The organism is Vogesella urethralis (assembly GCF_007644045.2).
Lineage (GTDB): Bacteria > Pseudomonadota > Gammaproteobacteria > Burkholderiales > Chromobacteriaceae > Vogesella > Vogesella urethralis.
The window spans coordinates 1-24,878 of the sequence record NZ_VMDW02000061.1 but is presented as its reverse complement, the minus strand read 5'-3'; the positions used below and the strand labels follow the sequence as shown (position 1 = coordinate 24,878).

The following is a 24,878-nucleotide window of genomic DNA, read 5'->3' as shown; positions in this document are numbered from 1 at the left end:
TCGCGTCGTCTGTTATTGGCGGCCTGTGCTACCGAAGCCACCGCTGCCACGTTCTGTATCGATAAATTCTTCTACGATATTAAACCCTACTTGGACCACTGGCACGATAATCATCTGTGCTATGCGCTCCATCGGTGCCAGCGTAAAGGCAGTATTGCCACGGTTCCATACCGACACGAACAACTGGCCCTGGTAGTCGGAGTCGATCAGGCCGGTGAGGTTGCCCAGCACGATGCCGTGCTTGTGGCCGAGGCCGGAGCGCGGCAGGATCATCGCTGCCAGGCCCGGGTCAGCCAGATGAATGGCCATGCCGGTGGGCACCAGTACGGTTTCGCCAGGCTGGATCACCATCTCGGCTTCGGTGGCGGCGCGCAGGTCCAGGCCGGCGGAACCGGAGGTGGCGTAGGCCGGCAGATTGTCTTTCAGGCGGGCGTCCAGAATCTTGACGTCGATCACGGGTTTCATGCGTTTTTCATTCCTTGTGGGGTAAAAGCCGGGCCATGTGCTGCACGATGGCGTGCGCTACCTCGGCCTTGGGCATATCGGGGAGCGGATGGTGCCCGGCATCATCCAGCAATATCACGCTGTTGCTGTCGGCCCCCATCGCGTGTTGTGCCAGGTTGGCCACCAGCAGCGGCACCTTCTTGCGGCGGCGTTTCTGGTCGGCGTAGGCCAGCAGGTTCTGGCTTTCTGCGGCAAAGCCCACGCAGAAAGGTGCCGCCGGCAGGCCGGCCACCGTGGCCAGGATGTCGGGGTTTTCTTCCAGTTCGATCACCGGCAGGCCTTCGCCTTTCTTGATCTTGTGCTCGGCGCGGTTCTTCACCCGGTAGTCGGCCACCGCCGCCACGCTGATGAAGATATCACTGCGGCCAACCTCGCCCAGCACGGCCTGGTACATGTCCTGCGCGCTCTGTACCGCGATGGTGCGCACCAGCGTCGGCGGTGTCAGGGCGGTGGGGCCGCTGACCAGCGTCACCTCGGCACCGGCGTCTCGGCAGGCGCGGGCCAGCGCGTAACCCATCTTGCCGGAGCTGATATTGGTGATGCCGCGCACGGTATCGATCGGTTCGTACGTCGGGCCGGCAGTCAGCAACACTTTCTTGCCTGCCAGCGGCTTGCTGCTGAACACGCCGCCCAGCAGGTCGAACACTTCTTCCGGCTCCAGCATGCGGCCGGGGCCGGTCTCGCCGCAGGCCTGCACGCCGTGCGCCGGGCCCCACACCTGTACGCCGTCGGCCTGCAGCTGGGCCACATTGCGCAGGTTTGGCGGGTTTTCCCACATCTGCCGGTTCATTGCCGGCACTACCACCAGCGGGCAGGTACGGGCCGCGGCCATGGTGCTGATCAGGTCGTCACACGCACCGTGTGCCAGCTTGAAAATACAGTCGGCAGTGGCCGGTACGATCAGGAACACGTCGGCACGGCGCGACATCTCGATATGCGCCATCGCGTTATGCGGGCGCGGGTCCCAGATGTCACTGTAGACCGCGTTGCCCGACAGTGCCTGGAAGGTGGCCGGGGTCACAAAGCGGGTAGCGGCCTCGCTCATCACCACTTCTACGTGATGGCCAGCCTTGACCAGCAGCCGGGTAAGCTCTGCCGATTTATAGGCAGCGATGCCGCCGGTAATGCCAAGAAGGATGCGTTTCTGAGCCATGTTGCTGCCTGCCTGTCATGATGCGAGGCGTAATTGTAGCCTAATGCTGCACCTGCACCCAGCCCGTGCTGGCAGGCGTCAAACCCGGTTTTTAACGATAGCCGCTCGCCACGCACACTGCCTGCTGTTGTCATGCCGGAGAGTGCAATGCCGATCAGCGACTGGCCAGCGGACGAGCGTCCGCGCGAAAAACTGTTGTCACATGGTGCTCATACCTTGTCAGATGCCGAATTGCTGGCGATATTCTTAAGAACAGGCATCAAGGGTTGCTCGGCTGTTGATATGGCCAGATTGATGATGCAACGCTTTGGTAGCCTGGGGCGGTTGCTGAGTGCCAGCCCGGAAGCGTTTCAACAGCAGGCGGGGCTGGGCCCGGCCAAGTACGTGCAGTTCATGGCGATGCACGAGCTGGCACGCCGCCTGCTGGCTGAGCAAATGGCCGACGCCGACGTGCTGGATAGCCCCGAGGCGGTCAGCCGCTATTTACGACTGACCATCGGCCAGCAGCCGGTAGAGGTGTTTTACGTGGTGTTCCTGTCGGCACAAAACCGGGTGCTGGCAGTCGAAGAGTTAAGCCGTGGCTCGTTGACCGAAACCCGTGTCTACCCGCGGGAAGTCGTGCGGCGGGCTTTGTTTCACCATGCGGCGGCGGTCATCGTGGCACACAACCACCCGTCCGGGGTGGCCGAGCCGTCGGCGGCAGACCAGGCCGTCACCGTCCGTCTCAAGCAGGCTTTGCAGTTGGTCGATATCTGTTTGCTGGACCATATCGTGGTAACGGGTGCGCACGCCGAATCACTGGCGGAGCGTGGATGGGTGTAGCGGTGGCCACCTGGCTGCCGTTGCGGTGGTGGTACGGTCAGCCGGTCTGGCCGCTGCACAAGGAGCAAGCCATGAACATCCTGCGTCTGATGAACCAGTCCGATTACATTCAGGTCAACAACCAGCTGGTCAAACCCGAATTCATGTACGCCTCGGAAGACTACGCCGACGATGACGACATCGCGCTGGAAGCCCACCTCAGCGAGGCCGATATCGTGCTGACGGTGGCTGATCTGGAAGATGCCACGCCGCTGGCAGACGGCGCTTACTGGATAGAAAGCGTCGGCTACATCCGCTTTCTCAGCCGGCAAGCCCTGCACTGAGCGGCCGCGTCAGCCCACCCCGGCCCGCCCATGCCTGGCGGGTTTTTTTGCGCCTGCGGCTTGCCATTCGGGCAGGCTGGATACAATCAATTAGCATTTGATCTGGCGCAAGTCGGGTTCGATAGAGCTTGCTAAAGTACCTGCTTCAATGCGTGCCATAATGCGGCACCAAGCGAGGATGCTCATGAACAAGATTCGAATTGCCATGGTGGGGGCGGGCGAAACGGCCACGCCACTGTTGCGTCAGCTGCTGGATGCGCCGTACGTGGAGCTGATCGGCGTAGCCGAGCTCAATATGGCGTTGCCGGGTGTGGCGCTGGCGCGCGAACGCGGCATTCCGGTAACGGATAACTTCATCGAGCTGGCCGAGCAAGGCGAGCGAGTAGACATCATTATCGACCTGACCGGCTCGCGCAAAGTGCGCGAAGACCTGCGCCGTTTCATGCAGTTTGCCGGCAATACCCACACCGTCATCATGCACGAGCGTATTGCGCTGCTGATGATGTCACTGTCGGCAGGGCAGCTGGTGGAAACCCGTCACGAGTCGTTGAGCTACTGAAGGCAGAGATCGATGCAGTGTCAGCCAGTGCGCCACCGTACCGGCTGAATTGAAGGGCGTGCGCAAGCACGCCCTTTTTTCGTGCGGCCAACCTTGGCGCCTGTGCAAAGTCTTTTCACGGCGTTGGCCGTCTTGACCTTGGCATGACCAAGGCCGGCAGCGTCCGCCTGGTATCTGACCCTTTGCCAGGCCAGCGCAGTCGCTAAAAGTCCTTGAACAGGCGCTTAGCCGAAACCGCGCTTTTTCAGCGCCAGGTACAGCATGCCGGCGGTGATGGCGTCGTTCAGCGCATCGTGGCGCGGCAGGGCCGGTACCTTCAGGTCGTCGATCAGCGTGGCCAGCTTCAGGTCGATATGGCTGTCCGGCTGCTGGCGCAGTTTGTAATCGTAATAGCGGCCCGATACCTCGATCTGGCGGTTGGGCAGCTTGATGCCGGTCAGCGGCTGTACGTACTTGTTCAGCACCGCCACGTCGTATTCCAGGTAATAGCCCAGCAGCGGGCGGCCACCGATGAAGTCCAGCAACTGCGCCACCGCTTCCTGCGGTGCCAGGCCTGCCGACACGTCGCGCGGGCGCAGGCCGTGGATGCGCACGCTGCCGGCGTCCGGCATGCGTTCCGGCTTTACCAGCACGTAGAACGATTCGCTGCTGACAATACGTTGGCCGCGTATCTTCACCGCGCCGATGGACAGCAGCTCGGCCTCGCGCACGTTGAGGCTGGTGGTTTCGCAGTCCACGCTGACCAGTTCGTCTTCCTGTGGTTGCAGCAAGGCGGCAAAGCGCGGGTCTTTCAGGCGCTGGGCGGCCCAATGCCGTTTCAGCGCGCCGATCATGCCACCGCTCCCAGGCGAAACTGGTGGCGCAGCAGGTTCTTGAACTTCTTCACCAGCCCCAGCGCGTCTTTCAGCAGGTCTTTTTCCAGTGTGGACAGCCGGTCCGGCCGGATCAGGTTGCTGGCAGCGCGGCCGTCGGCCAGGTCGGCCAGGCCGTGGCTCAGCCTCAAGCCCAGCAGGAAGGCCAGCGTCTCGCTAATGTCGTTGGCAAAGTCGCGCTCCAGATGGCCCAGTTCGGCCAGCCGTTGCAGGCGGTCGAAGGTGTTGCAGGCGGCAATGCCGTGGCGCAGCGCCAGCGAGCGGATGCCGTGCACGATGGGGAAAATGCCGCCCTTTTTTATGTCCAGCGTGGCTTCGCCGTTTTTCTCCCGCGTCAGCAACTGCGCAAAGAAGCCTAAAGGTGTATCGAACTGTTCGATGGCGCGAGCAAAGCGGGCGTAGAAGCTTTCGTCATCCGACAGCAGGCTGTGCAGGTAGTGTTTGCACTGCGCCAGCAGCGCGTGGTCGCCGGCCACCGCTTCGGCGTCCACGAAGATGGCCAGGTTCATCAGCGAGTCGGCATCGGGCAGGTACAGCCAGCGGTACAGCTGGTCGCGCATGCCTTGCTCCGGCTGGCACCATTGCGGGTTGTTCACCATGATGCGTCCAGGGCATGGCGGGTAGCCAAAGCGCGCCAGCGCCTCGCTGAAGGCCTGGCAAGCACCGTGTAGCGTGGGGTGGTCGAAGCCGTCGCGGATGATCAGTGCGTTGTCCTGGTCGGTTTTCAGGATCTGTTCGCCGCGGCCTTCGGAGCCCATCACGATCAGGCAGCTGTTGTTCACCACTTCCGGCATGGCAATCAGCTGCCAGGTGCGCTCGAACAGGCGCGCGTTCAGCGCCTGCACCAGCCGGCCCAGCTGCGGCGCTTTCACGCCGTGGCTGGACAGCATGCCCACCAGGCGGGTGATCTGGCCGGCAATGTCGGCCAGCTCGTCCAGCGATTCGGCGCGTTCCAGTTTGTGCGCGATCAGGTGCGAGTGGTTGGAGAAGTAAGACAGGATGTCCACCTGCGCCAGAATGCCCACCGGCTCGCCCTTGTCCATCACCACCAAGCGGCGGATATTGCGCTTGGTCATGGTGAGCAGGGCATCGAACAGGAAGCCGTCGATGTCGGTGGTGATCAGCTGGAAATGGCACACCTGGTGCAGTGGCGTATCCGGGGTGAGGCCGTTGAGCAGGGTGTCGCGGAAGTCGGTAGTGGTAAACATGCCCAGTTGCCCCATGTGGCGGACCAGGATGGATTTGCTCTTGCGCTGCTTCATGATGCGTGCCGCATCAAGGATGGTGTCCTGGCCGTCGACAAACACCGGCAGCCGGCTACAGGCGTCGCGCACGGTGGCGGTCATCAGCGTTTGCAGTTCGCGGGTGCCGGCGCTTTGCGCCAGTGCGCCGAATTTCTGCGACACGCTGGCGTAGAAGAAGGCGCCAAAGCGCGGGTTGCTTTCGGTCAGCTGCATGACCACGCTGCGCGGCAGCGTGTAGACCAGCGCCTCCTCGTGTACCACGAAGCGCTGTGTGGCTTGGCCAGCCACCATGGCGCGGGCGTCGAAGGTGTCTTGCGTATGGTAGACGGCTAGTACTTCGTCGTCGGCCATCTCGCGTACCACGCCCTTGATCAGCACGTACAGCGTGTCCACGCTGTCGCCGGGGGCCATGATGACTTCGTCGTTATCGAAGAAGACGATGTCTGCGGCGTTTTCCAGCGCCAGGCGCTCGTGCGGGCTAAGGTGGGTAAACGGCGGATGGGTAAAGTCGAAGCGGCTCATGCGGGCAGGTCCGGTCAGTGACTGATGGCTTCAGCATACGGTGCTATCGAAACACGTGACCAGACCCGGCAGGGTCAATGCTGTCAGCTTTGCGCTGGATCAGACGCCGTTGCGTCATTCCCGCAGCAGCTGGCCGGTCGGGTAGCCGGTAGCGTCACGCTACGGCGGTGTACATTGCCATCCACGAACAGCGCCAACTCGCCGTCCTGCATGGCGGTCCACGTTTCGTTGTCGGTCAGCGGCACGGTGGCGATCACCGCCACACGGTCGTCGGGGGTGGTGACGGTAGAGAAGTCCACTGTCACGTCGTCGTCCACCAGGTGGGCGGTGGGAAACGGCGCCTGGCGCACGATGTAGTGCAGCTTGGTAGAGCAGTGGGTAAACAGCCACTGGCCGTTGGACAGCATGAAGTTGAACACGCCGTAGCTGCGTAGCGTGGCGGCCAACCCTTCGATGGCCTCGAACAGTTCGTCTAGCGACGGCGGCTGGCACCAGCGCTGGCGCAGCTGCTCCATGATGTAGCAGAACGCGGCTTCGGAGTCGGTGCTGCCCACCGGCTGATAGTGGCAGCCGGCTGCCGGGGCAAAATCTACCAGGTTGCCGTTGTGGGCAAAAATCCAGTATTGGCCCCACATTTCGCGCTGGAACGGGTGGCAGTTGGCCAGGTTGATTTCGCCCTGCGTGGCTTTGCGGATGTGGGCGATGACGTTTTGCGACTTGATCGGGTACTGCCGTACCAGTGCCGCTACCGGCGAATCGGCTGACGGTTTGTCGTCCAGGAACAGCCGCACGCCGCGGCCTTCGAAAAAGGCGATGCCCCAGCCGTCGGCGTGGTGGTCGGTCAGGCCGCCACGGCGGTGGAAACCTTCAAAGGAAAACAGGATGTCGGTGGGCGTATTGCAGTTCATGCCCAAAAGCTGGCACATGGCGGAATCTCGGGTGGTTGATGCAGCCATTGTTCCACGCGTTGCCGGCAGCGCCAAGCCCGTTGGCTGCGGTGGCAGCGTTGGGCGGGCTTGTGATTTGTGAGAAAATCCCGATATCAGACCCTCTGGTAGCAATGTGCTACCCGGCAGCGCAGAAAGGCAAGGCATGACAACCATCGTCGTGGTAAGCAAGGGCAAGCAGATTGCCATTGCCGCGGACAGCCAGACCACCTTCGGTGACGACCAGAAACTGCTGGCCGCCTACGATGCGTACAGCAACAAGATCTTCCGTGTGGGCGACAGCTACTTGGCCATTGCCGGCTCCGCCGCGCACGATCTGGTGCTGCAAGCGGCGCTGAAAGGCATGAAGTCGCGCGACTTCAGCAGCCGTGCCGGCCTGTTTGAAACCTTCCGCAAGATTCATCCCAAGCTGAAGGACCATTTCTACCTGCGGCCGGAAGAGGAAGAAGACGACCCGTACGAATCCAGCCAGATGATGGTGCTGGTGGCCAACAGTCACGGCATTTTCGGCGTGTACCCGATGCGCGAGGTGTACCAGTTCTCGCGTTTCTGGGCCATCGGCTCCGGCCGCAAGTTCGCCATGGGCGCCATGCACGCGCTGTACGACAGCCCGTTGGACGCGGCCGGCATTGCCGAGGCGGCCATCCGCGCCGGCTGCGAGTTCGACGCCAGCTCCTCGCTGCCGCTTACCCTGTATACCCTTGAAAAAGAGAAGGACACCCATTCATGAGCCAACACAATACACTGCAACGCTTCCTGTTCGACGGCATACCGGTACGCGGTGCGCTGGTTCGCATGGACGGCGCCTGGCAGGAAGTGCTGGCGCGCCATAACTACCCGGCCGCCATCCAGAACGTGCTGGGCCAGATGCTGGCCGCCAGCAGCCTGTTGGCCGCCAACCTGAAGTTCGACGGCACGCTGATCATGCAGCTGCACGGCAAGGGCGCGCTGCGCCTGGCCGTAGCCGAGTGCACCAGCGAACGCACCGTGCGTGCCTCTGCCCGCTACGACGACGGTATCCACGACGCGCCGCTGGCAGAGCTGTTGGGCGAGGGTGGCACCTTCGTGATGACGCTGGAGCCCAAGGACGGCGAGCCGTGGCAAGGCATTGTGGCGCTGGAGGGAGACAGCATCAGCCAGATGCTGGAAAACTACATGCGCCGCTCCGAGCAGGTGGAAACCATGCTGCTGCTGGCCTGTAACGACCAGACCGCCGCCGGCCTGCTGCTGCAGCGCCTGCCGGATGGCCACGGCGACGCCGAAGGTTGGCCGCACGTACAGGCGCTGGCGCAAACGCTGCAGCAGGACGAGCTGCTGTCGCTGGACGCGCTGGACATCCTGTACCGCCTGTACCACCAGGAAGCGGTACGCGTGTTCGACCCGGAACTGGTGAGCTTTGCCTGCAACTGCAGCGAAGAGCGCGTCGGCAACATGCTGAAGCTGCTTGGCGGCGAGGAAGTGGCCAGTGTGGTGCTGGAGCAGGGCAGCATCGAAGTGGGCTGCGAATACTGCGGCCAGCGCTACGTGTTTGACGACGAAGACGTCAACACCCTGTTCGGCATGGACGTGATCAACGCGGTGCGTACCGAGCAGCAACGCCACTAAGCCTGCCGGCTGCGCTGAAGACAACCCGCCTGCTGGCGGGTTTTTTCATGCCCGCCCATTGTTGCGGCCAACCTTGCCGCCCGGCCGCAGGCAACAAAAAACCCGCCGTGCGGCGGGTTTGTCATGCAAGGGCTGGCAGTTACAAGCCAACACCGGCGTGGATGCGGTCGTGCATTTCATCCACCCAGTCTTCAAACTCCACTTCGTGCATGCCCAAGTAGGCGATCAGTTCCTCGGAGCGGTCTTTCCAGCCCGGGTCGCCGTTCTGGTCGGTGCTGGTGCGCCACACGTGCTGCGCGGCGCGGGCAACGGCCACCATCATCTTGTGGTCGTGGTCCAGCAGTGCGTCGTCGCTGTCGCTGAACAGTTCGGGGTTGTGCTGCAGCAGGATGGCCTGGCAGAAGTTGTCCGGCATGTTCCAGGTGCGGGCTACCAGGTAGCCCACCACGTCGTGGCTGGTGCCGTGGAATTCCTGCTCGATCTTGCTGATCTGGCGGTCGCGCGCCTGGGTGACCAGTCGCAGCGTGCGCTCGTAGTTGGGGTAGCGCATCAACATCACGGCAATGCCGCAGCCGCGGAACAGGGCAAAGGTCTGGCACTCGTCGCTGGGGCGACCCAGCTTTTCGCACAAGGCCGCCGCCATGGCGGACTCGTGCATGGTGCGTTCCCAGAACTGTTCGATGACCGGCGGCGAATTGCTGGTCAGCGTCAGGCGCAGCAGCAGGCCGTGTACCAGCTGGACGATATTGCGCTCGCCCAGCAGGTTGACGGCTTGCAGGATGGAAGTGAGGGTGCGGCCGCTGCCGAAAAACGGGCTGTTGGCCGCCTTCAGGATGGCGGCCGACAGACCGAGGTCGCTACCGATCACGTCTGCCACGTCCATCAGGCTCATGTCCGGATTGCCGCGAAGGGCAACCAGCTTGTCGAGCATGGCAGGGCGGGGCGGAATGACCAGATTGCGTACCAGGTCTGCGGTGGTGCTGGCGTCGAATTGAGGGACCTTCATTGCTAAGGATCCGGTAGGGGCTAGATTATCGAATTTCAACTCATTCTAGCAGTGACGCCCGCCTATTTCATGGAGAAATCAGGGTTTGCAGCACCTTTTTTTGCAGTGCGTCCGGATGGGCGGTGACGCGCAGCACGTGCTGCATGGCCGGGTGCGGCGGGCGGTGTACGGCAACCCCTTGCGCCCACAGGGCTTTTTGTCTGGCCAGCGCGGCATCGGCGTCCGGATAGACGATGGCCAGGAAGTTCGTATGCGACGGGATGACGCGCAGCCCGCCTTGCTGCAAGGCTTGCTGCAACTGCTCGCGCAGCGCCAGCGTGTCGGCAATCAGGCGCTGGCTGCAGGCCGGCTGGTCTAGTGCTGCAACTGCCGCAGCCTGTGCCACGCTGGAGGTGCCGTACTGGGTGCGGATCTGGTCGGCCTTGGCCACCCACTCGGCCGGGGCCAGCGCGTAGCCGATGCGCAAGCCGGCCAGGCCGTGTGCCTTGGACAGCGTACGCAGCCGGGCGGTGTCGGGCAGCGTGCCCTGGTGCTCGGCTTGGTCGCAGAAGTCGATATAGGCTTCGTCCAGCAGCAGGAAGGTGTCTGCCGGCAGCGCGGCACGCAGCGCGGTGATGTCGGTCAGCGGCAGATAGCTGCCGGTGGGGTTGTCGGGGTTGGCCAGGTACAGCAGCGCCGCCTGGTGCTGCTGCACGGCGGCCAGCAGCGCCGGCAGGTCGTTCACCAGGCTGTCGCCGTGCTGTGCGTACGGCACTTCCACCACGCGGGCGCCCACGCCTTCGGCAAAGTAGCGGAAGGTAGGGTAGGTGCCGGCGGTGCACACCACCACGTCGCCGGGCGACACCCGCGCGCGCAGGAACAGGCCGATCAGGCTGTCGGCACCGGCGTCGACTACCACGTTGGCCGCATCCACGCTGTTCAGCACGGCAGCGCGCTGGCGGATGGCGCCGGCGTACGGGTCGGGGTACAGCCGCGCCAGTTCGTACAGCGCCTCGCCCCATTGCTGGCTGACGCTATGGCCGGCGATGGCCATGCTTTCGTTGGAGCCGATGCGGCTGTCGATGCGGCGGCCGATCAGGGCTTCCAGCTTGGGCAGGCCGGGGAACGGGTTGGCGATGGTGACGTCTTGCAGGTGGCGGGCGTAGCGTGGCATGGCGGTATCCATAAAAGCTGATGGCATGACACTAAGGCAAAACGCGGCGGCGTGCCATGCCGGTTATGCATAAGCAAAGAACGCAGCCAGCGTATCGGCCAGCGCGGCCGGTTGCTCCCACTGGATCATGTGGCCGGCGTTGGCGATGGTGGTTTCCGTCAGGTTGGCAAAGCAGGCGCGGCGTTCGGGCAGCGTATCGAATACGCCCTTGGCCATCGGGTGGTCCCACATGTCGCCGCCGATCACCCACAGCACCGGCGCGCTGATGCGCTGCCAGCAAGCCTTGGCTTCTTCCAGCCGGTACAGCACCGGGTTCACCATCTTGTGGCGCGGGTCCGCGCGGTATTGCCACTGGCCGTTCTGCTGCCGGCACAGCGCGGCAGCCATGTGCTGCGCGTAGGGCGGGGCCATGCGCGGGTTGCGCGCCTGCAACTTGGCGGCGACGTCGTCCAGGCCGCTGACGGCGGTAAAGGCCGGCGCCTGCTGTTTTTCGCGCAGCCAGCGCGCGTAGCGGCCCGGGGCCTCGGCCGGGCGGGTGGCGGCCAGGCCGAAGCCTTCCACCAGTGCCAGCCGCGCCACGCGTTCCGGGCGGATGCCGGCGTACAGGCCGGCCACCATCGCGCCCATGCTGTGGCCCACCAGGTTGGCCGCACGGTGCGGGCTGTAGTGCTGCAGCAGCGCGTCCAGGTCGGCCAGGTAGTCGGGCGAGTAGTAGCTGCCGCTGTTCCACGCGCTGTGGCCGAAGCCGCGCCAGTCGGGCGCCACGATCTGCCAGCTGCCGGCCATATGGTCGGCGACAAACTGGAAGGTGTCGGCACAATCCATCCAGCCGTGCAGCATCACCAGCAGCGGGGCGTCGTGCGGGCCCCAGCGCCGGACGTGATAGGCGTGGCCGTTGAAGGTGTGCTGTTCGCTGCGCGGCAGGTGCAGGGGCTGGTAGGGGGAGGTGAGGCTCATGCAGAATCGCAACCTGGATCAATCGGGGACGCCTAGTGTACGCACAGGAGGATACAGATGACGAGCCGCGACACTTACCAGCGTCACGTGCAGCGCGTGCTGCGGGTGGTGCACTACCTGTGGCAGCACCCGCAGCAGGAAACGCCGCTGGCGGTGCTGGCCGACATGGCGCACTTTTCGCCGTATCACTTTCACCGTACCTATGTGGCGGTGATGGGGGAGAGCGTCAGCGATACCCGGCAGCGCCTGCGCCTGCAGTTGGCCGCACTGGCGCTGCGGCGTCAGCCTGGCTCGCCGCTGCTGCAGGTGGCGCAGCGGGCAGGTTACGGCAGCGCCGCCGCTTTCGTGCGCGCCTTCCGCCAGGCGTACGGCATGCCGCCGGGTCGCTATCGTCAGCACTGTGTCCAGCGCCTGCAATACTTGTCCTGTTTGGAGAACGCCATGTACACCCCCGAATTCCGCACCCTGAACCACGCCATCCAGCTGGCGGCGTTGCCGCACCACGGCGATTACATGCAGATCGGCCAGGCCTTCGAGCGCCTGGGCGCCATCGCCCGCCCGTGGCTGGGGCCTGAGAGCCGCTGGTACGGCATCTATCTGGACGACCCGCGCGCGGTGCCGGCCGAACAGCTGCGTTCGGCCGCCTGCCTGACGCTGCCGCCCGATGTCAGCCTGCCGGCCGGGCTGGAAGCGTGGCGTATCGAGGCCGGCCGCTATGTGGTGATCTGCCATCGCGGCCCGTACTGCGAGCTGGAGCAGGCTTACGGCTGGTTGTATGGTGTGTGGCTGCCGGCGAGTGGCGAGCAGCTGGCCGACCGGCCGTGCGTGGAGGCGTACCTGAATTCGCCGCAGGATACGGCGCCGAAAGACCTGCTGACCGAGATCTGGGCGCCGCTGGTGTAGCACGGTGCAGGCAGGCCGGAGCAAAAGAAAAACCCCGCAGCGTGCTGCGGGGTTTTGTGCGGCCAACCTTGGCGCGGCTTAGCGGCCGGCGTTGTAGTTGGGGGCTTCTTTGGTGATCTGTACGTCGTGCACGTGCGATTCGCGCATGCCGGCGGAGGTGATTTCCACGAAGCCGGCTTTTTCGTGCAGCACGTCGATGCTCGGGCAACCCAGGTAGCCCATCGACGAACGCAGGCCGCCGATCAGCTGGTGGATCACCTGGGCGATCGGGCCCTTGTACGGTACGCGACCTTCGATGCCTTCCGGCACGAACTTGTCGGCAGCGTTGGAGCTGTCCTGGAAGTAGCGGTCGGCCGAACCCTGGCTCATCGCACCCAGGCTACCCATGCCGCGGTACGATTTGTACGAACGGCCCTGGTACAGTTCCACTTCGCCCGGGGCTTCCTCGGTACCGGCAAACATACCGCCCAGCATCACGGCGTTACCGCCGGCAGCCAGGGCCTTGGAGATGTCGCCGGAGTAGCGGATGCCGCCGTCGGCGATCATCGGTACGCCGGTGCCTTTCAGCGCTTCGGACACGTTGTGGATGGCGGTCAGCTGCGGTACACCGACACCGGCCACGATACGGGTGGTGCAGATGGAGCCGGGGCCGATGCCCACTTTCACGCCGTCGGCGCCGGCGGCCACCAGGGCCAGGGCAGCTTCGGCAGTGGCAATGTTGCCGCCGATCACGTCAACGTGCGGGTAGGTTTCTTTCACCCACTTCACGCGGTCCAGTACACCCTGGCTGTGGCCGTGGGCGGTATCCACCACGATCACGTCCACGCCGGCGGCCACCAGCGCTTTGACGCGCTCGTCGGTATCGGCACCGGTACCCACGGCAGCACCCACGCGCAGACGGCCTTGGCTGTCTTTGTTGGCGTTCGGGTGTTCGCTGGTCTTGATGATGTCCTTGACGGTGATCAGGCCCTGCAGCTCGAACGCGTCGTTCACCACCAGCACACGCTCCAGGCGGTGGGTGTGCATCAGTTCGCGGGCTTCTTCGATGCTGGCGCCTTCCTTGACGGTAACCAGGCGTTCGCGCGGGGTCATGATGCTGGAAACCGGCTGGTCAAGGCGGGTTTCGAAGCGCAGGTCGCGGTTGGTGACGATGCCGACTACCTTGCCATCCTGGATCACCGGCAGGCCGGAGATCTTGTGCTGGCGGGTCAGCAGTACCAAGTCGCGTACCAGCATGTCCGGGGCGATGGTGATCGGGTCTTTTACCACACCGCTTTCATGGCGTTTCACCTTGGACACTTCCAGCGCCTGTTTTTCGGCACTCATGTTCTTGTGAATGATGCCGATACCGCCTTCCTGCGCCATGGCAATGGCCAGGCGAGATTCGGTAACCGTATCCATGGCAGCGGATACCAGCGGCAGATTCAGGGTGATATTGCGGGTGAGGCGGGTGTGGAGGGCAACGTCGCGCGGCAGTACAGCAGAATGGGCCGGGACGAGGAGAACGTCGTCGAAAGTATAGGCTTTCTCGATGATGCGCATCTTGGCGTTTCCTTAGGCGGCAAAAACGCATTATACCGATCTGGCCGCGCAAGTGCAAAACCGGATGCGCCGCTTTTGCCTGCGGCTGTGCCTCGGTGTATAAAGTGGCCTGCAGCATGGACTGACAGACGGTTTTTATGAAAAAAGACAAAGTGATAGCGCTGCTGTTGCTGGCAGCCTGCTCCCTGGCGCACGCAGAAGTGTATAAGTGGGTAGATGCCAGCGGGCGCACCGTGTTTTCCGACCAGCCGCCGCCGGCACAAAAGCCCGGCATGAAAGTGGACAAGATCAAGGTCTACCCGGGCGGCAGCAGTGCGGCACGCGCCGCGTCGGCACCGCTGGGCGCGCCGGCTGCCGGTGGCGTCGGTGGCAGCAGCGGTAATCTGGATGCCGACATCAAGAACCTGAACGAGCGTATTGAAAAGCACAACCAGGACGTTAAGCAGCAAAACTGCCAGACCGCACAGGCTAACCTGGCGGCGCTGGACCGCGCCGGCAGCAAGCCCGACGCCCGGCGCGAGGACATGCTGAAGCGAGCGCGCGAGGAAGTGCGTATCTGGTGTAGCAAGTAAATGCAGCCAAGCCCGTTTGATTACCGGCCGGTACTGGCCAGCTTGCCCAATCTGCCCGGGGTGTATCGCATGTTCGATGCCTCGGGCAATGTGCTTTATGTCGGCAAGGCCATCGACCTCAAGAAGCGCGTCAGCTCGTATTTCCAGAAGAACGATCTCAGCCCCCGCATCCAGTTGATGGTGGCGCAGATCGCCAGCATCGAAACCACCGTGGTACGCAGCGAGGCCGAAGCGCTGATCCTGGAAAACAACCTGATCAAGGCGCTGGCCCCCAAGTACAACATCCTGTTCCGCGACGACAAGTCTTACCCCTATCTGATGATGTCGGGCCACGCCTGGCCGCAGCTGGCGTACTTTCGTGGCGAACCCAAAAAACCGCACCAGTATTTTGGCCCGTACCCCAACGGCTACGCGGTGCGCGAAAGCATCCAGATCCTGCAGAAGGTGTTCCGGCTGCGCACCTGTGAAGACAGCGTGTTTGCCAACCGCTCGCGGCCGTGCCTTTTATTCCAGATCAAGCGCTGCTCCGGCCCCTGTACCGGCGAGATCAGTGCCGAAGCCTACCGCGAAGACGTGCGTGGCGCCGTCTCCTTTCTGCAAGGCAAGCATAACGAGCTGATCGATACCCTCACCGAACGCATGCTGGCGGCGTCCGAGGCGCTGGCCTTCGAGCAGGCAGCCGAGCTGCGCGACCAGATCCAGGCGCTGGCGCGGGTGCAGGAAAAACAGTTCATCAGCAGCAATACCAGCCAGCTGGACGCCGACGTCGTCGCCATCGTGTGCCGTGGCGGGCTGGTGTGCGTCAACCTGGTGATGATTCGCGGCGGTCGCCACCTGGGCGACAAGAGCTTCTTCCCGCAAAATGCCGACGACAGCAGCGCTGCGGCCAACCTGGAAGCCTTCCTGGCGCAGCATTATCTGGGTGCCAGCCTGCCCGCCGTCATCATTCATAACGAACAGGTGGCGCCAGAGCTGCAAGCGGCGCTGGTGGAGCAGGCCGACAAGCGGCTGGCGTTTGTGGGCAACCCCATCGGCGAGCGGCGCGTGTGGCTGGAAATGGCCGAAAAGAACGCCACGCTGGCTATCGAACAGCGCTTGCTGAGCGCCGCCAGCCAGCAGGGCAGGTTGGCCGCACTGGCCGAACTGATGGAAGTGGAGCAGGTGGCGCGGCTGGAGTGCTTCGATATCAGCCATACGCTGGGGGAAGCCACCGTGGCGTCCTGCGTGGTGTACGACCGTGGCGGCATGCAGCCATCGGAGTACCGTCGCTTCAATATTGAAACTGCCGCCGCCGGCGATGACTACGCCGCCATGCGTGAGGCGCTGACCCGCCGCTACAGCCGCCTGGCCGCAGAAGACGGCCGCTTGCCCGACGTGCTGCTGATCGACGGTGGCAAGGGGCAGGTGGGGGTGGCACTGGACGTGCTGGCCGAAGTGGGCGTCGACGTACCCATCGTCGGCGTCGCCAAGGGCGAAGAGCGCAAACCCGGCCTGGAAACGCTGATCGTGCCGCATCTGCAAAAGACGCTACAATTGCCGCACGACCACGCCGCCCTGCACCTGATTCAAACCGTTCGTGACGAAGCGCACCGCTTCGCCATTACCGGCCACCGTGCGCGGCGCGCCAAGGCGCGTACCACCTCCACACTGGAAGACATCCCGGGCGTGGGCCCCACGCGCCGGCAGCGGCTGCTCACCCGTTTTGGCGGGCTGCGCGGCGTGGTGGCTGCCAGTATCGACGACCTGGCGCAAGTAGACGGTATCAGCCGCGCGCTGGCCGAAAAAATCCATAATGCCCTGCACTAGCACTACAGAGCCGACTCATGCCCTTTAACCTCCCCATCCTGTTGACCTGGCTGCGCGTAGCCCTTATCCCCGTCTGTGTGGCGGTCTTTTTCCTGCCGGACAGCGTGCTGCTACAGCACCATCGGAACAGCCTGGGCGCTTTCATCTTCGGCCTGGCTGCCGCCACCGACTGGCTGGATGGCTACCTGGCACGCCGCCTGGGGCAAACCTCGGCCTTTGGTGCCTTTCTGGACCCGGTAGCCGACAAGCTGATTGTGGCGGCCGCGCTGATCCTGCTGGTGGAGCTGGGCCGTCTGGAAGGCTGGATGGCGATGATCATCATCGGCCGCGAGATCGCCATTTCGGCGCTGCGCGAGTGGATGGCCGAAATGGGGCGCCGTGGCAGCGTGGCGGTGGCCTATATCGGTAAGCTGAAAACGGCGGCCCAGATGGTGGCCATTCTGTTGCTGCTGTACGCCGGCCCGCTGCTGCCGGGGCTGGATACCATGATCGCCGGAAAATTGTTTATGGTTGTCGCTGTCATTTTGACTTTGTGGTCAATGGTTTATTACTTGCAGATGGCGGCGCGTGAATTTTCAGGCAAAAAAATTGATGTTTGAGTGTTGACACCCCCGAAAAGATCATTATAATTCGCCTTCTCTTAACGACGCAGCGAAAACAAGACGCCGCGAAGTTCTGAGAAAAACCAAGTTTTATGCGGGAATAGCTCAGTTGGTAGAGCGCAACCTTGCCAAGGTTGAGGTCGCGAGTTCGAGCCTCGTTTCCCGCTCCACAGATTGTTCAAATTGTTTGAATGTGTTACCCTTCAGGCAATCAAGTTTTGGCGCGGTAGCAAAGCGGTTATGCCCCGGATTGCAAATCCGGTCAGTCCGGTTCGACTCCGGACCGCGCCTCCAGATAAAGCCCGATAGATCAATGATCTGTCGGGCTTTTCTCATTTCACTCTCCCCAAATGATCGTCTGGCCCGATGTTGTCATCGGAGCGTTGCCAGGGCCTCGCTGCGTGCCGGCGATGGGCTGCCACGCCCGTGTTACATGGCCGCGGTGGGCTTTCGGGCAAATGCGGCGGGGAAGGAGCCTGTCTCTGGCTGTGTATTGGGTGCTTGTATTGCCAATCTAAAAGATGTATATTTTGCACATCTTAATGTCGCAGGCGCCCGTTTGGTAGTGGCGCCGGTTTTTTACCCTTAAAGATGTATTTTGTGTTCATCTATTGGAGCTCGCCATGCTGGATCTCGCCACCCGTCAACTCGTCAAAGCCACCGCGCCGGTACTCAAAACCCACGGGGTTGCGCTTACCCGTCATTTTTATGCCCGCATGTTCCAGCACAATCCGGAGCTGAAGCAGCTATTCAACCAGGGCCACCAGCAGGCTGGCAGCCAGCAGCAAGCGCTGGCGATGGCGGTGGCTGCCTACGCCGAGCATATCGACAACCCGTCGGTGCTGGCGCCGGTACTGACGCTGGTGGCCAACAAGCACGCAAGCCTGGGCATTCGCGCCGAGCATTACCCCGTCGTTGGCCGCCACTTGCTGGCGTCCATTGCCGAAGTGCTGGGCGACACGGCCGATGACGCGTTATTGGCTGCCTGGGGCGCGGCCTACGGCCAACTGGCCGACCTGCTGATTGCCGAAGAAGCGGCGCTGTACCAGCAGGCCGCCACGCAGGCGGGGGGCTGGAGCGGATGGCGCGCCTGCCGTGTGGTACGCAAGGTGGCGGAAAGCAGCGAGATCACGTCGTTTTACCTGCAGCCGGCCGATGGCGGCAGCTTGCCGGCGTGGTTGCCTGGTCAGTACGTTACCGTGCGCGTGGCGGTGCCGCAGCTGGGCATCATGCAGCCGCGCCAGTACAGCCTGTCGTCGGCACCGGGTGGCAGCGCCCTGCGCATTTCGGTCAAGCGCGAAGCGGCGGGTGCTGACCGCCCGGCCGGCATGGTGTCCAATGTGCTGCACGATACGGTAGAAGAGGGCGCGCTGATCGACGTGGCGCCGCCGATGGGCGACTTCTGGCTGGATACCGCCGCCGACACGCCGGTGGTACTGATCAGCGCCGGCGTCGGCATTACCCCGATGATGGCCATGCTGGACGCGCTGCTGCAGGCCGGCCAGCCGCGCGAGGTGCAGTTTCTGCACGCGTGCCGCAGCCCGTCGGTACAGGCTTTTGGCGCGCACCTGGCCAATCTGGCGGCCGAATACCCGCAGTTGCAGCTGGCACTGTGGTACGAGCAGGCCGACAGCTTGCCAGCCCACGCCGCACAGGCCAGCCACGTTGGCCGCATGCAACTGACTGCGGCCAACGTGCTGCCGGCTGCGCATTACTACCTGTGCGGCCCGCTGGCCTTCATGCAGGCGCAGCAGGCCAGCCTGCTGGCGCTGGGTGTGCCTGCGGCCAACATCCACGCCGAGGCCTTCGGCACTGGCGGTAACGGCCTGGGCTAAGCGGCCTTGCCCGCCGCCGGGTTTTGTCAGCCGGCAGCGGGCAGCGTATGCTGCGCACTGTTTCCACGCCGCCTACCGTTATGCAACTTACCCAGTTTACCGACCTGGGCCTGCGCGTCCTGATGTACCTCAGCTACCCGCAGCGCGAACAGCCCGTCACTATCGCCGAAATCGCCGAACGCTTTGCCATCTCGCGCAATCACCTGATGAAGGTGGTGCACGCCATGGCGCAGCAAGGCTGGCTGGCCACCACGCGCGGCAAGGGGGGCGGCCTGGCGCTGGCCATGCCGGCCGATCAGTACCGGCTGGGGCAGGTAATCCGCCAGCTGGAGCAGGTCACGGTGCTGATCGATTGCGCCGAGCCGCCCTGTGCGCTGCGCGGCCAGTGCCGGCTGAAAGGCGTGCTGGACGAGGCGCTGGCCGCCTTCTTTACCGTGCTGGACCGCTACACGCTGGCCGACGTGGTAGCGCAGCCCACCGGCCAGGCCATTGCCATCCTGCACCGGCTGGGTAGCGCCGGCCTGTCGCCAGCTGGCGACAGCTAAGCGCGTGGCTACCGGCTACGCTATAAAAGGTGGCGCGGCCAGCCAGGCCCTGGCCATGCACGGGGCTTGAGGCAAATTCAAACGCGTGTTTAACTGTGGGCCAGCGCTGCCGCCACGGCAGCCGGCAAGGGCCGCAGAGCCCCCCGCCCACACCAACACGAGGAATTTCCCATGCTGCACGGTACCCCGCGCAAAGTCGCCATTGTCGGCGCCAACCGCATCCCCTTCGCCCGCTCCGGCACCGCCTACAGCCAGCTGTCCAACCGCACCATGCTCACCGATACCCTCAAAGGCCTGGTGGAAAAATGCGGCCTGCAAGGCCAGCTGCTTGGCGAAGTGGTGGGCGGTGCGGTGATGAAACACGCCCGCGACTGGAACATGGTGCGCGAATGCGTACTGTCCAGCGGCCTGCACCCCCACACCCCGGCCTACGACATCCAGCAAGCCTGCGGCACCGGGCTGGAAGCCACCATTTTGGTGGCCAACAAGATCGCGCTGGGCCAGATCGATGCCGGCATCGCCTGCGGTACCGACACCACCTCCGACGCGCCGGTAGCCGTCAGCCGGGGCCTACAGCGCGCGCTGATGGACATCAACGCCGCTCGCAGCACCGCCGACAAGCTCAAGCTGCTGCCACGCCTGCTGAACCCGGCCAACCTCAAGCCCGAGCTGCCGGCCAACGCCGAGCCGCGCACCGGCAAGAGCATGGGCCAGCACGCCGAAATCACCGCCCAGCGCTACGGTATTACCCGCGAGGCACAAGACGCGCTGGCGCAGGCCAGCCACCAGAAGCTGGCCGCCGCCTACGACCGCGGCTTCTTCGACGACCTGGTCATGCCCTACCACGGCCTGCAGCGCGACAACAACCTGCGCCCCGATAGCAGCCTGGACAAAATGGCCAAGCTCGCGCCGGCCTTTGCCCGCAACGGCGGCACCATCACCGCGGCCAACGCCTCGCCGCTGACCGACGGCGCCTCCGCCGTACTGCTGGCCAGCGAAGACTGGGCCCGCGCCCACAACCTGCCCATCCTGGCCTACATCACCGCCGGCGAAGTGGCCGCCGTCGACTACATCGACGAACGCGAAGGCCTACTGATGGCGCCGGCCTACGCCATCCCGCGCATGCTGCAAAAGCACGGCCTGACGCTGCAGGATTTCGACTTCTACGAAATCCACGAAGCCTTCGCCGCCGTGGTGCTGTGCACGCTGGCGGCGTGGGAGTCCGACGACTTCTGCCGCAATAAGCTGGGCCTGCTCGCCGCGCTGGGCAGCATCGACCGCAACCGCCTCAACGTAAACGGCAGCTCCATCGCCGCCGGCCACCCGTTTGCCGCCACCGGCGGCCGGGTGGTGGCCACGCTGGCCAAACTGCTGGCCGAAAAAGGCAGCGGCCGTGGCCTGATCAGCATCTGCGCCGCCGGCGGCCAGGGCGTTACCGCCATTCTGGAACGCTAAGCGGTGACGCGATTTAGCGCAGGGCAGGGTGGCCAGCGCAGCCCGGGTTGGCCGCAGCCCACGCCGCCGGCATTGCCGCAAGGCCCGCTTTCGGCTAGAATCCGCACCCTGTCTGTGCCCCGGTGGTGAAATTGGTAGACACAAGGGACTTAAAATCCCTCGCTTTTAGCGTACCGGTTCGATTCCGGTCCGGGGCACCAGTCAAGTAAATCAAGGCTCTCAGCATCGCTGGGGGCCTTTTTTTGTTGCTGTTCAGAGTGTTCAGTGTGCAAAATGATTGCACATGAATTGCACACGGAGTATGCGCTGTGGCTATCACACAACTGGCTAGCGGTAAGTGGCGAGTACAGATCAGGCGGAAAGACTTAAAGCTGGATAAGGTCTTTGACACGAAGAAAGAAGCGACTCAAGCGGAGGCAGTAGCTCTAGGTAGAGTTAAACCAAGAGAGACCGCTAAGACCTTGGCGGACGTCTGGGAACGCTACCTGCAGAGCTTGGAATTCAACAGCAAGAAGCCATCAACGCAGCAGACTGAAAAAGTCAGGAGTGGGCCACTCTTGCGTGAGTTGGGTAAGCTGGAGATGAAGCAGCTGACAGCCTCCAAAGCCATCATTAGCGAGTATCTGGCAAAACGGTCAAAAGAGAAGTCAGGCAGGACAGGCAAAGTGCCTTCCGGCACATCCCTGCGCCTTGAGCTTGCCCTGTTCTCGACGCTATGCAAGTTTGCCGAAGACATAGGGATTAGCTCAGGAAATCCATCTAGGGGGATAAGGAAACGCCCTAAAACGGATGTCAGGCGGCGACGTGTGGGGGAGGATGAAATAGGGGAGCTTGAGACATGGTTAAGCGACAAAAGAGGGTGGGAACTGCACGAACATTGCCGCTTTATGATGCTCTTGTTCCATGTGGGGTGCAGACCTGGGGAGCTGGCCAGTGCGAAGTGGAAGAACGTAGACTTACAAGACCGGAGTGTTCTCTTTGAGGATACAAAAAACGGAGACTGGCGGAAAGCTCACTTGGTAGAACCTGCGTGTGATTTAGTAGCTGACCAGATAAAGCATAACAAGCATAAGACAGACGGCAAGTCAGATTATCTATTTTCTACGCTAAGTAAAAAAACAGGTGAATGGAAAGCGTTTAATTACACTCAAAGTGTCAAGACGCTAAAGGCCAATGGTGTGCTGAAAGATGATTTTCACGCGCATGCGATGAGGCGGGAGTTTGTCAGTAGGTTGATCGAAAGCGAAGTGCCCATTATGTCGATAAAGAAGCAGACAGGACATGGAACCACAGCAGCTTTAGAAATATATGATCAAGCTTTGGCGACGTCTCAAAATCTAAGAAATACGCTAGATAAGGTGGCAGAGACACAAGCAGAAGCGGCTATGCGAGATGAGCTTAAGAAGAAAGGTTTAACCCGTGATCAGATTGAACTAGCAATGCAAGTATTCAAGGCTAGGAAGTAGTTAAAGATAGAGGCGGGGAAAAGGCTAGGGTTGCGTCCCTAGCCTTTTTGCTGTCTATTTTCCAGGGCAATATAATGCTTCATAGGGAATGGAAGAGAGTATGTCTTTCCGCTAGCGACAACTATTATTTTTACATCACTGTTTTTACTAATTAAAAGAGAGGCTGAAAAGGGTTGGAATTTAAAATTAACTTGAGATGACTGGCCTAAAAAAAGAAGAGGATTTTGAAAAGTTTGGCGATCGGTTGAAGATTTAAAAGACTCTGTCAATTCTTCTAAAGTATAGTTTCCATCCTTTAGCAATACAGATTGTAGCTGTACAGGTGCTTGCGATTTATTCATAAATTCCAATTGCAACACGATATCATCAATGAATTGACCTCGTTTTAATTCAAGACGTGGCTTTATTTCTAAAGAGGGAATCATTGAGTTTATAGATTTATTGGCATAGCGAACAGTGGCGAGAACGGCAGCTATAGTGCCTATGCTTGATAGCCAGGTTCCAGCGATATTAAGGATCTCGGCAGTGGTCAGATAAATAAAAACGTACGGAAAAACAAGCTTAAAAATATAGCCAAAGAAAAAGCCAAGAGAAAATAATGCAATCCAGAGAAGCATATATATCTTTCAAATAATCCGTAAGAGAGACGATAGCATAAAAGCCCGAAGGGTGGCTAGGCGTTCAGCCTAGCCAGTGGGGCACCCCAGTGCCCCACCGTGGGGGAGCCGTGCACCGTGCTGCGTGCGCTGAACAGCGCACCAGAAGCCGCCCCAGCGGCTGGCAGGGGCACGGGGGTGAAACCCCCGCCCCCACGCGGAGCGGTGGGGCAACCCCCCTCAATAGTGAACCTTGGACAACGTCAAAGGGAGCGGTCAACCGGCGCGGGTTCCCTACTTTTTGAGTATCAAAAAGAAAGGGCAAAGACGGGGGAATTGAGGGGGGTTGCCCCAGCGTGAGCTGGGGGGCGGCTGCTTGTGGTGAGGTTGAGGGCGTCCAGCCCGAAAAGCCCCGTTAGACCGCCCTAGCGGGCTGTTTTTAGGGGCTGTGCCGAATGCTTTTGACGTTGTTAAGCTCATTACAATGAGCTTAACAGGGGGGCTAGACAGGTGGCTACAACGTCAGAGACGTTGTAAGCCCGATAGCTACACTGTTCACGATAAACACCGTTTGGAGTGAACAAAATGACAACGAACACGAATGACAAAGCGGTTCAGAATGAACTGCGAACCTTGGAAGCGATTGCAAGGTTCGGGATATTGATGGCTAAAGATGTGGCGGCTATTCCGTTTAAAAACGCAGGCAGTGATGCGTCAGCATTGAATATGGCAAACAGAACGCTTGCTAGGTTGATGACGCTTAAGCAAGTTGGTAGGAAACAAAGCCGCTTCGGGTACTGGTATTATCTGCAAGAGTCAGGGGCAAGACGTTGCAACGATGACTTGAACGAACAGGGAATTGGAGCATTTGCAAGATATGGCGGGCATCTGTCTGTCATGTCCACTATTGATAGAAAACGCTGTATTAGCGAAGTAGCCCGCAACTTAGCTAAAAATGATTTCGAAGTTATGGGGCAATTTGCATTATTCATGGTAGACGAAGAATTAAAAGAATTTGACATGTTTGCGGTGAAGAAACGAAAAAATGGTGTCTATACTTTGGGAGTTCTTGTTGCTTTAAACGTGAGAGATTCTGAGAAATTCTTAATGCAATGCTCAACTCTGGTTAAGCATTGCAACAAAATCTTGATTCACGGTGAAACTAATATTTGCCAAAAAATGCTTTACGAAGCAAATAAGCTAGATGCACTAAACGGAAAGTTAATGCTCTTGCGTAATAGCGGTAAGACTTAATCAATCAAGGTGAGATCAAGAAAGTGTTCAGGCTGTTTCATTTTCCCGAATGATTCCCGACAGTCAATAGACCAAAACTGAATTAAGCTTAATTCCAAGCCCCGCATCTAGCGGGGCTTTTTTTGTTAGGTGTGGACCGTTTCAGACAATGGCAGTCCGTCCGGCTGGCAAGGGATGGCAGGCGGGCGGGCTGTCATTCTCTTTCAACGTAGCCCACCAATACTAATTGACGCTGGGTGCGGGTAAGTTCTGGAATGCTTTGCAGTGCTCAAGAGCGTTCTCGATGATTTGCGGAAATGCACCTTGAGACGTAATCATAAGATCATTCTCGGCGCGAGTAATCGCGACATATGAAAGGTTCGGGAAGTCGTCAGACTCTTCACGCTCAGAGCGTGAACCGCACGCGATAGCAACGTTGTGGTATTCGAGTCCCTTCGATGCGTGGATTGTCTTGAACTCGATGCCCTGTAATGCGGGGAGGTTCTCAAGAACAAAGCGGCGCTGGATGAAGTTCAACTGTGCTTGAGTGCGTGCGAGAACTGCGTTAGGTAGCGTTTTACCGACGTCCCCCCAATCTCAGTAGCACTACGCTTTAGAGTCCAAGGCTAATTTACCTGATTTCTCCGCCAGTAATT

The 24,878-nt window shown here is 61.3% G+C and carries 25 protein-coding genes and 3 tRNA genes; 17 read left to right on the top strand and 11 right to left on the bottom strand.

Translation table 11 applies throughout. The features are described from left to right. Positions 1–12 precede the first annotated feature (12 nt). Positions 13–465, bottom strand: a complete 453-nt coding sequence (gene dut / locus FLQ03_RS04850) for a dUTP diphosphatase (RefSeq protein ID WP_144372833.1) — start codon at positions 463–465, stop codon at positions 13–15. A gap of 7 nt (positions 466–472) precedes the next feature. Then, positions 473–1,657 (bottom strand): bifunctional phosphopantothenoylcysteine decarboxylase/phosphopantothenate--cysteine ligase CoaBC, encoded by a 1,185-nt coding sequence (gene coaBC / locus FLQ03_RS04845; RefSeq protein ID WP_144372832.1) that lies wholly within the window; start codon positions 1,655–1,657, stop codon positions 473–475. A 147-nt stretch (positions 1,658–1,804) separates the two neighbouring features. Here coaBC and radC point away from each other — a divergent pair, with 147 nt between their 5' ends. The 3 genes from radC (at position 1,805) to FLQ03_RS04830 (ending at position 3,361) form a co-directional block, all read left to right on the top strand. Further along, entirely contained in the window at positions 1,805–2,479 is a 675-nt protein-coding gene (gene radC, locus FLQ03_RS04840) for a RadC family protein (protein WP_144372831.1), read from the top strand. A 71-nt stretch (positions 2,480–2,550) separates the two neighbouring features. Then, positions 2,551–2,802, top strand: a complete 252-nt coding sequence (locus FLQ03_RS04835) for a hypothetical protein (protein ID WP_144372830.1) — start codon at positions 2,551–2,553, stop codon at positions 2,800–2,802. 184 nt (positions 2,803–2,986) lie between these two features. Next, complete coding sequence (locus FLQ03_RS04830; protein WP_144372829.1) at positions 2,987–3,361, top strand: Gfo/Idh/MocA family oxidoreductase; 375 nt, start codon at positions 2,987–2,989, stop codon at positions 3,359–3,361. Between the two features lie 224 nt (positions 3,362–3,585). On the opposite strand, the gene FLQ03_RS04825 is transcribed toward FLQ03_RS04830, so the two are convergent. The 3 genes from FLQ03_RS04825 to FLQ03_RS04815 all read right to left on the bottom strand — a co-directional run bounded on the left by FLQ03_RS04825 (position 3,586) and on the right by FLQ03_RS04815 (position 6,925). After that, positions 3,586–4,194, bottom strand: coding sequence for a 3'-5' exonuclease (locus FLQ03_RS04825; protein ID WP_144372828.1), 609 nt, complete (start codon positions 4,192–4,194; stop codon positions 3,586–3,588). Further along, positions 4,191–5,999, bottom strand: a complete 1,809-nt coding sequence (locus FLQ03_RS04820) for a putative nucleotidyltransferase substrate binding domain-containing protein (RefSeq protein ID WP_144372827.1) — start codon at positions 5,997–5,999, stop codon at positions 4,191–4,193. The genes FLQ03_RS04825 and FLQ03_RS04820 overlap by 4 nt, the downstream gene beginning before the upstream one ends. An 83-nt stretch (positions 6,000–6,082) precedes the next feature. Continuing rightward, a complete protein-coding gene (locus tag FLQ03_RS04815; protein ID WP_144372826.1) occupies positions 6,083–6,925 on the bottom strand; it encodes a class II glutamine amidotransferase in 843 nt (280 codons plus the stop codon). Positions 6,926–7,091: 166 nt separating this feature from the next. Here FLQ03_RS04815 and FLQ03_RS04810 point away from each other — a divergent pair, with 166 nt between their 5' ends. Next, positions 7,092–7,676, top strand: a complete 585-nt coding sequence (locus FLQ03_RS04810) for an Ntn hydrolase family protein (protein WP_144372825.1) — start codon at positions 7,092–7,094, stop codon at positions 7,674–7,676. Beyond that, positions 7,673–8,551: an Hsp33 family molecular chaperone HslO gene (hslO, locus tag FLQ03_RS04805; protein WP_144372824.1), complete on the top strand. Its 879-nt coding sequence runs from the start codon at positions 7,673–7,675 to the stop codon at positions 8,549–8,551. The genes FLQ03_RS04810 and hslO overlap by 4 nt, the downstream gene beginning before the upstream one ends. 139 nt (positions 8,552–8,690) lie before the next feature. Here hslO and FLQ03_RS04800 read toward each other — a convergent pair whose 3' ends face one another. The 3 genes from FLQ03_RS04800 to FLQ03_RS04790 form a co-directional block, all read right to left on the bottom strand. Next, positions 8,691–9,557, bottom strand: coding sequence for an HDOD domain-containing protein (locus FLQ03_RS04800; protein WP_144372823.1), 867 nt, complete (start codon positions 9,555–9,557; stop codon positions 8,691–8,693). Between the two features lie 67 nt (positions 9,558–9,624). Beyond that, positions 9,625–10,710 (bottom strand): aminotransferase class I/II-fold pyridoxal phosphate-dependent enzyme, encoded by a 1,086-nt coding sequence (locus FLQ03_RS04795; RefSeq protein ID WP_206210870.1) that lies wholly within the window; start codon positions 10,708–10,710, stop codon positions 9,625–9,627. 63 nt (positions 10,711–10,773) lie between these two features. Then, positions 10,774–11,667, bottom strand: coding sequence for an alpha/beta fold hydrolase (locus FLQ03_RS04790; RefSeq protein WP_144372821.1), 894 nt, complete (start codon positions 11,665–11,667; stop codon positions 10,774–10,776). 57 nt (positions 11,668–11,724) lie between these two features. On the opposite strand from FLQ03_RS04790, the gene FLQ03_RS04785 reads away from it, so the two are divergent. Next, positions 11,725–12,570: an AraC family transcriptional regulator gene (locus FLQ03_RS04785; protein WP_144372820.1), complete on the top strand. Its 846-nt coding sequence runs from the start codon at positions 11,725–11,727 to the stop codon at positions 12,568–12,570. Between the two features lie 78 nt (positions 12,571–12,648). Here FLQ03_RS04785 and guaB read toward each other — a convergent pair whose 3' ends face one another. Next, on the bottom strand, positions 12,649–14,112 hold the full coding sequence (gene guaB, locus FLQ03_RS04780; RefSeq protein ID WP_144372819.1) for an IMP dehydrogenase: 1,464 nt from the start codon (positions 14,110–14,112) through the stop codon (positions 12,649–12,651). 137 nt (positions 14,113–14,249) lie between these two features. Here guaB and FLQ03_RS04775 point away from each other — a divergent pair, with 137 nt between their 5' ends. From FLQ03_RS04775 to FLQ03_RS04730, 10 genes are all read left to right on the top strand, one after another. Then, positions 14,250–14,684, top strand: coding sequence for a DUF4124 domain-containing protein (locus tag FLQ03_RS04775; RefSeq protein ID WP_144372818.1), 435 nt, complete (start codon positions 14,250–14,252; stop codon positions 14,682–14,684). After that, a complete protein-coding gene (uvrC, locus tag FLQ03_RS04770; protein ID WP_144372817.1) occupies positions 14,685–16,490 on the top strand; it encodes an excinuclease ABC subunit UvrC in 1,806 nt (601 codons plus the stop codon). Between the two features lie 17 nt (positions 16,491–16,507). Further along, positions 16,508–17,089: a CDP-diacylglycerol--glycerol-3-phosphate 3-phosphatidyltransferase gene (gene pgsA / locus FLQ03_RS04765; protein ID WP_144372816.1), complete on the top strand. Its 582-nt coding sequence runs from the start codon at positions 16,508–16,510 to the stop codon at positions 17,087–17,089. 97 nt (positions 17,090–17,186) lie between these two features. After that, positions 17,187–17,262, top strand: a tRNA-Gly gene (locus FLQ03_RS04760). Between the two features lie 50 nt (positions 17,263–17,312). Then, a tRNA-Cys gene (locus tag FLQ03_RS04755) sits at positions 17,313–17,386 on the top strand. A gap of 329 nt (positions 17,387–17,715) precedes the next feature. Continuing rightward, positions 17,716–18,927 carry an NO-inducible flavohemoprotein gene (gene hmpA, locus FLQ03_RS04750; RefSeq protein ID WP_144372815.1) on the top strand — a complete coding sequence of 404 codons (1,212 nt, stop codon included), beginning with the start codon at positions 17,716–17,718 and terminating at the stop codon, positions 18,925–18,927. 80 nt (positions 18,928–19,007) lie between these two features. After that, entirely contained in the window at positions 19,008–19,472 is a 465-nt protein-coding gene (locus tag FLQ03_RS04745; RefSeq protein WP_144372814.1) for an RrF2 family transcriptional regulator, read from the top strand. 171 nt (positions 19,473–19,643) lie between these two features. After that, entirely contained in the window at positions 19,644–20,927 is a 1,284-nt protein-coding gene (locus tag FLQ03_RS04740) for an acetyl-CoA C-acetyltransferase (RefSeq protein WP_144372813.1), read from the top strand. A gap of 116 nt (positions 20,928–21,043) precedes the next feature. Beyond that, positions 21,044–21,127: transfer RNA gene (locus tag FLQ03_RS04735), tRNA-Leu, on the top strand. A gap of 108 nt (positions 21,128–21,235) precedes the next feature. Beyond that, on the top strand, positions 21,236–22,393 hold the full coding sequence (locus FLQ03_RS04730) for a tyrosine-type recombinase/integrase (RefSeq protein WP_144372812.1): 1,158 nt from the start codon (positions 21,236–21,238) through the stop codon (positions 22,391–22,393). 38 nt (positions 22,394–22,431) lie between these two features. Here FLQ03_RS04730 and FLQ03_RS04725 read toward each other — a convergent pair whose 3' ends face one another. Next, positions 22,432–23,010, bottom strand: coding sequence for a hypothetical protein (locus tag FLQ03_RS04725; RefSeq protein ID WP_144372811.1), 579 nt, complete (start codon positions 23,008–23,010; stop codon positions 22,432–22,434). A gap of 564 nt (positions 23,011–23,574) precedes the next feature. Here FLQ03_RS04725 and FLQ03_RS04720 point away from each other — a divergent pair. Beyond that, on the top strand, positions 23,575–24,243 hold the full coding sequence (locus FLQ03_RS04720) for a hypothetical protein (protein ID WP_144372810.1): 669 nt from the start codon (positions 23,575–23,577) through the stop codon (positions 24,241–24,243). 222 nt (positions 24,244–24,465) lie between these two features. Here FLQ03_RS04720 and FLQ03_RS04715 read toward each other — a convergent pair whose 3' ends face one another. Further along, on the bottom strand, positions 24,466–24,759 hold the full coding sequence (locus tag FLQ03_RS04715; protein ID WP_144372809.1) for an ATP-binding domain-containing protein: 294 nt from the start codon (positions 24,757–24,759) through the stop codon (positions 24,466–24,468). Positions 24,760–24,878 lie beyond the last annotated feature (119 nt).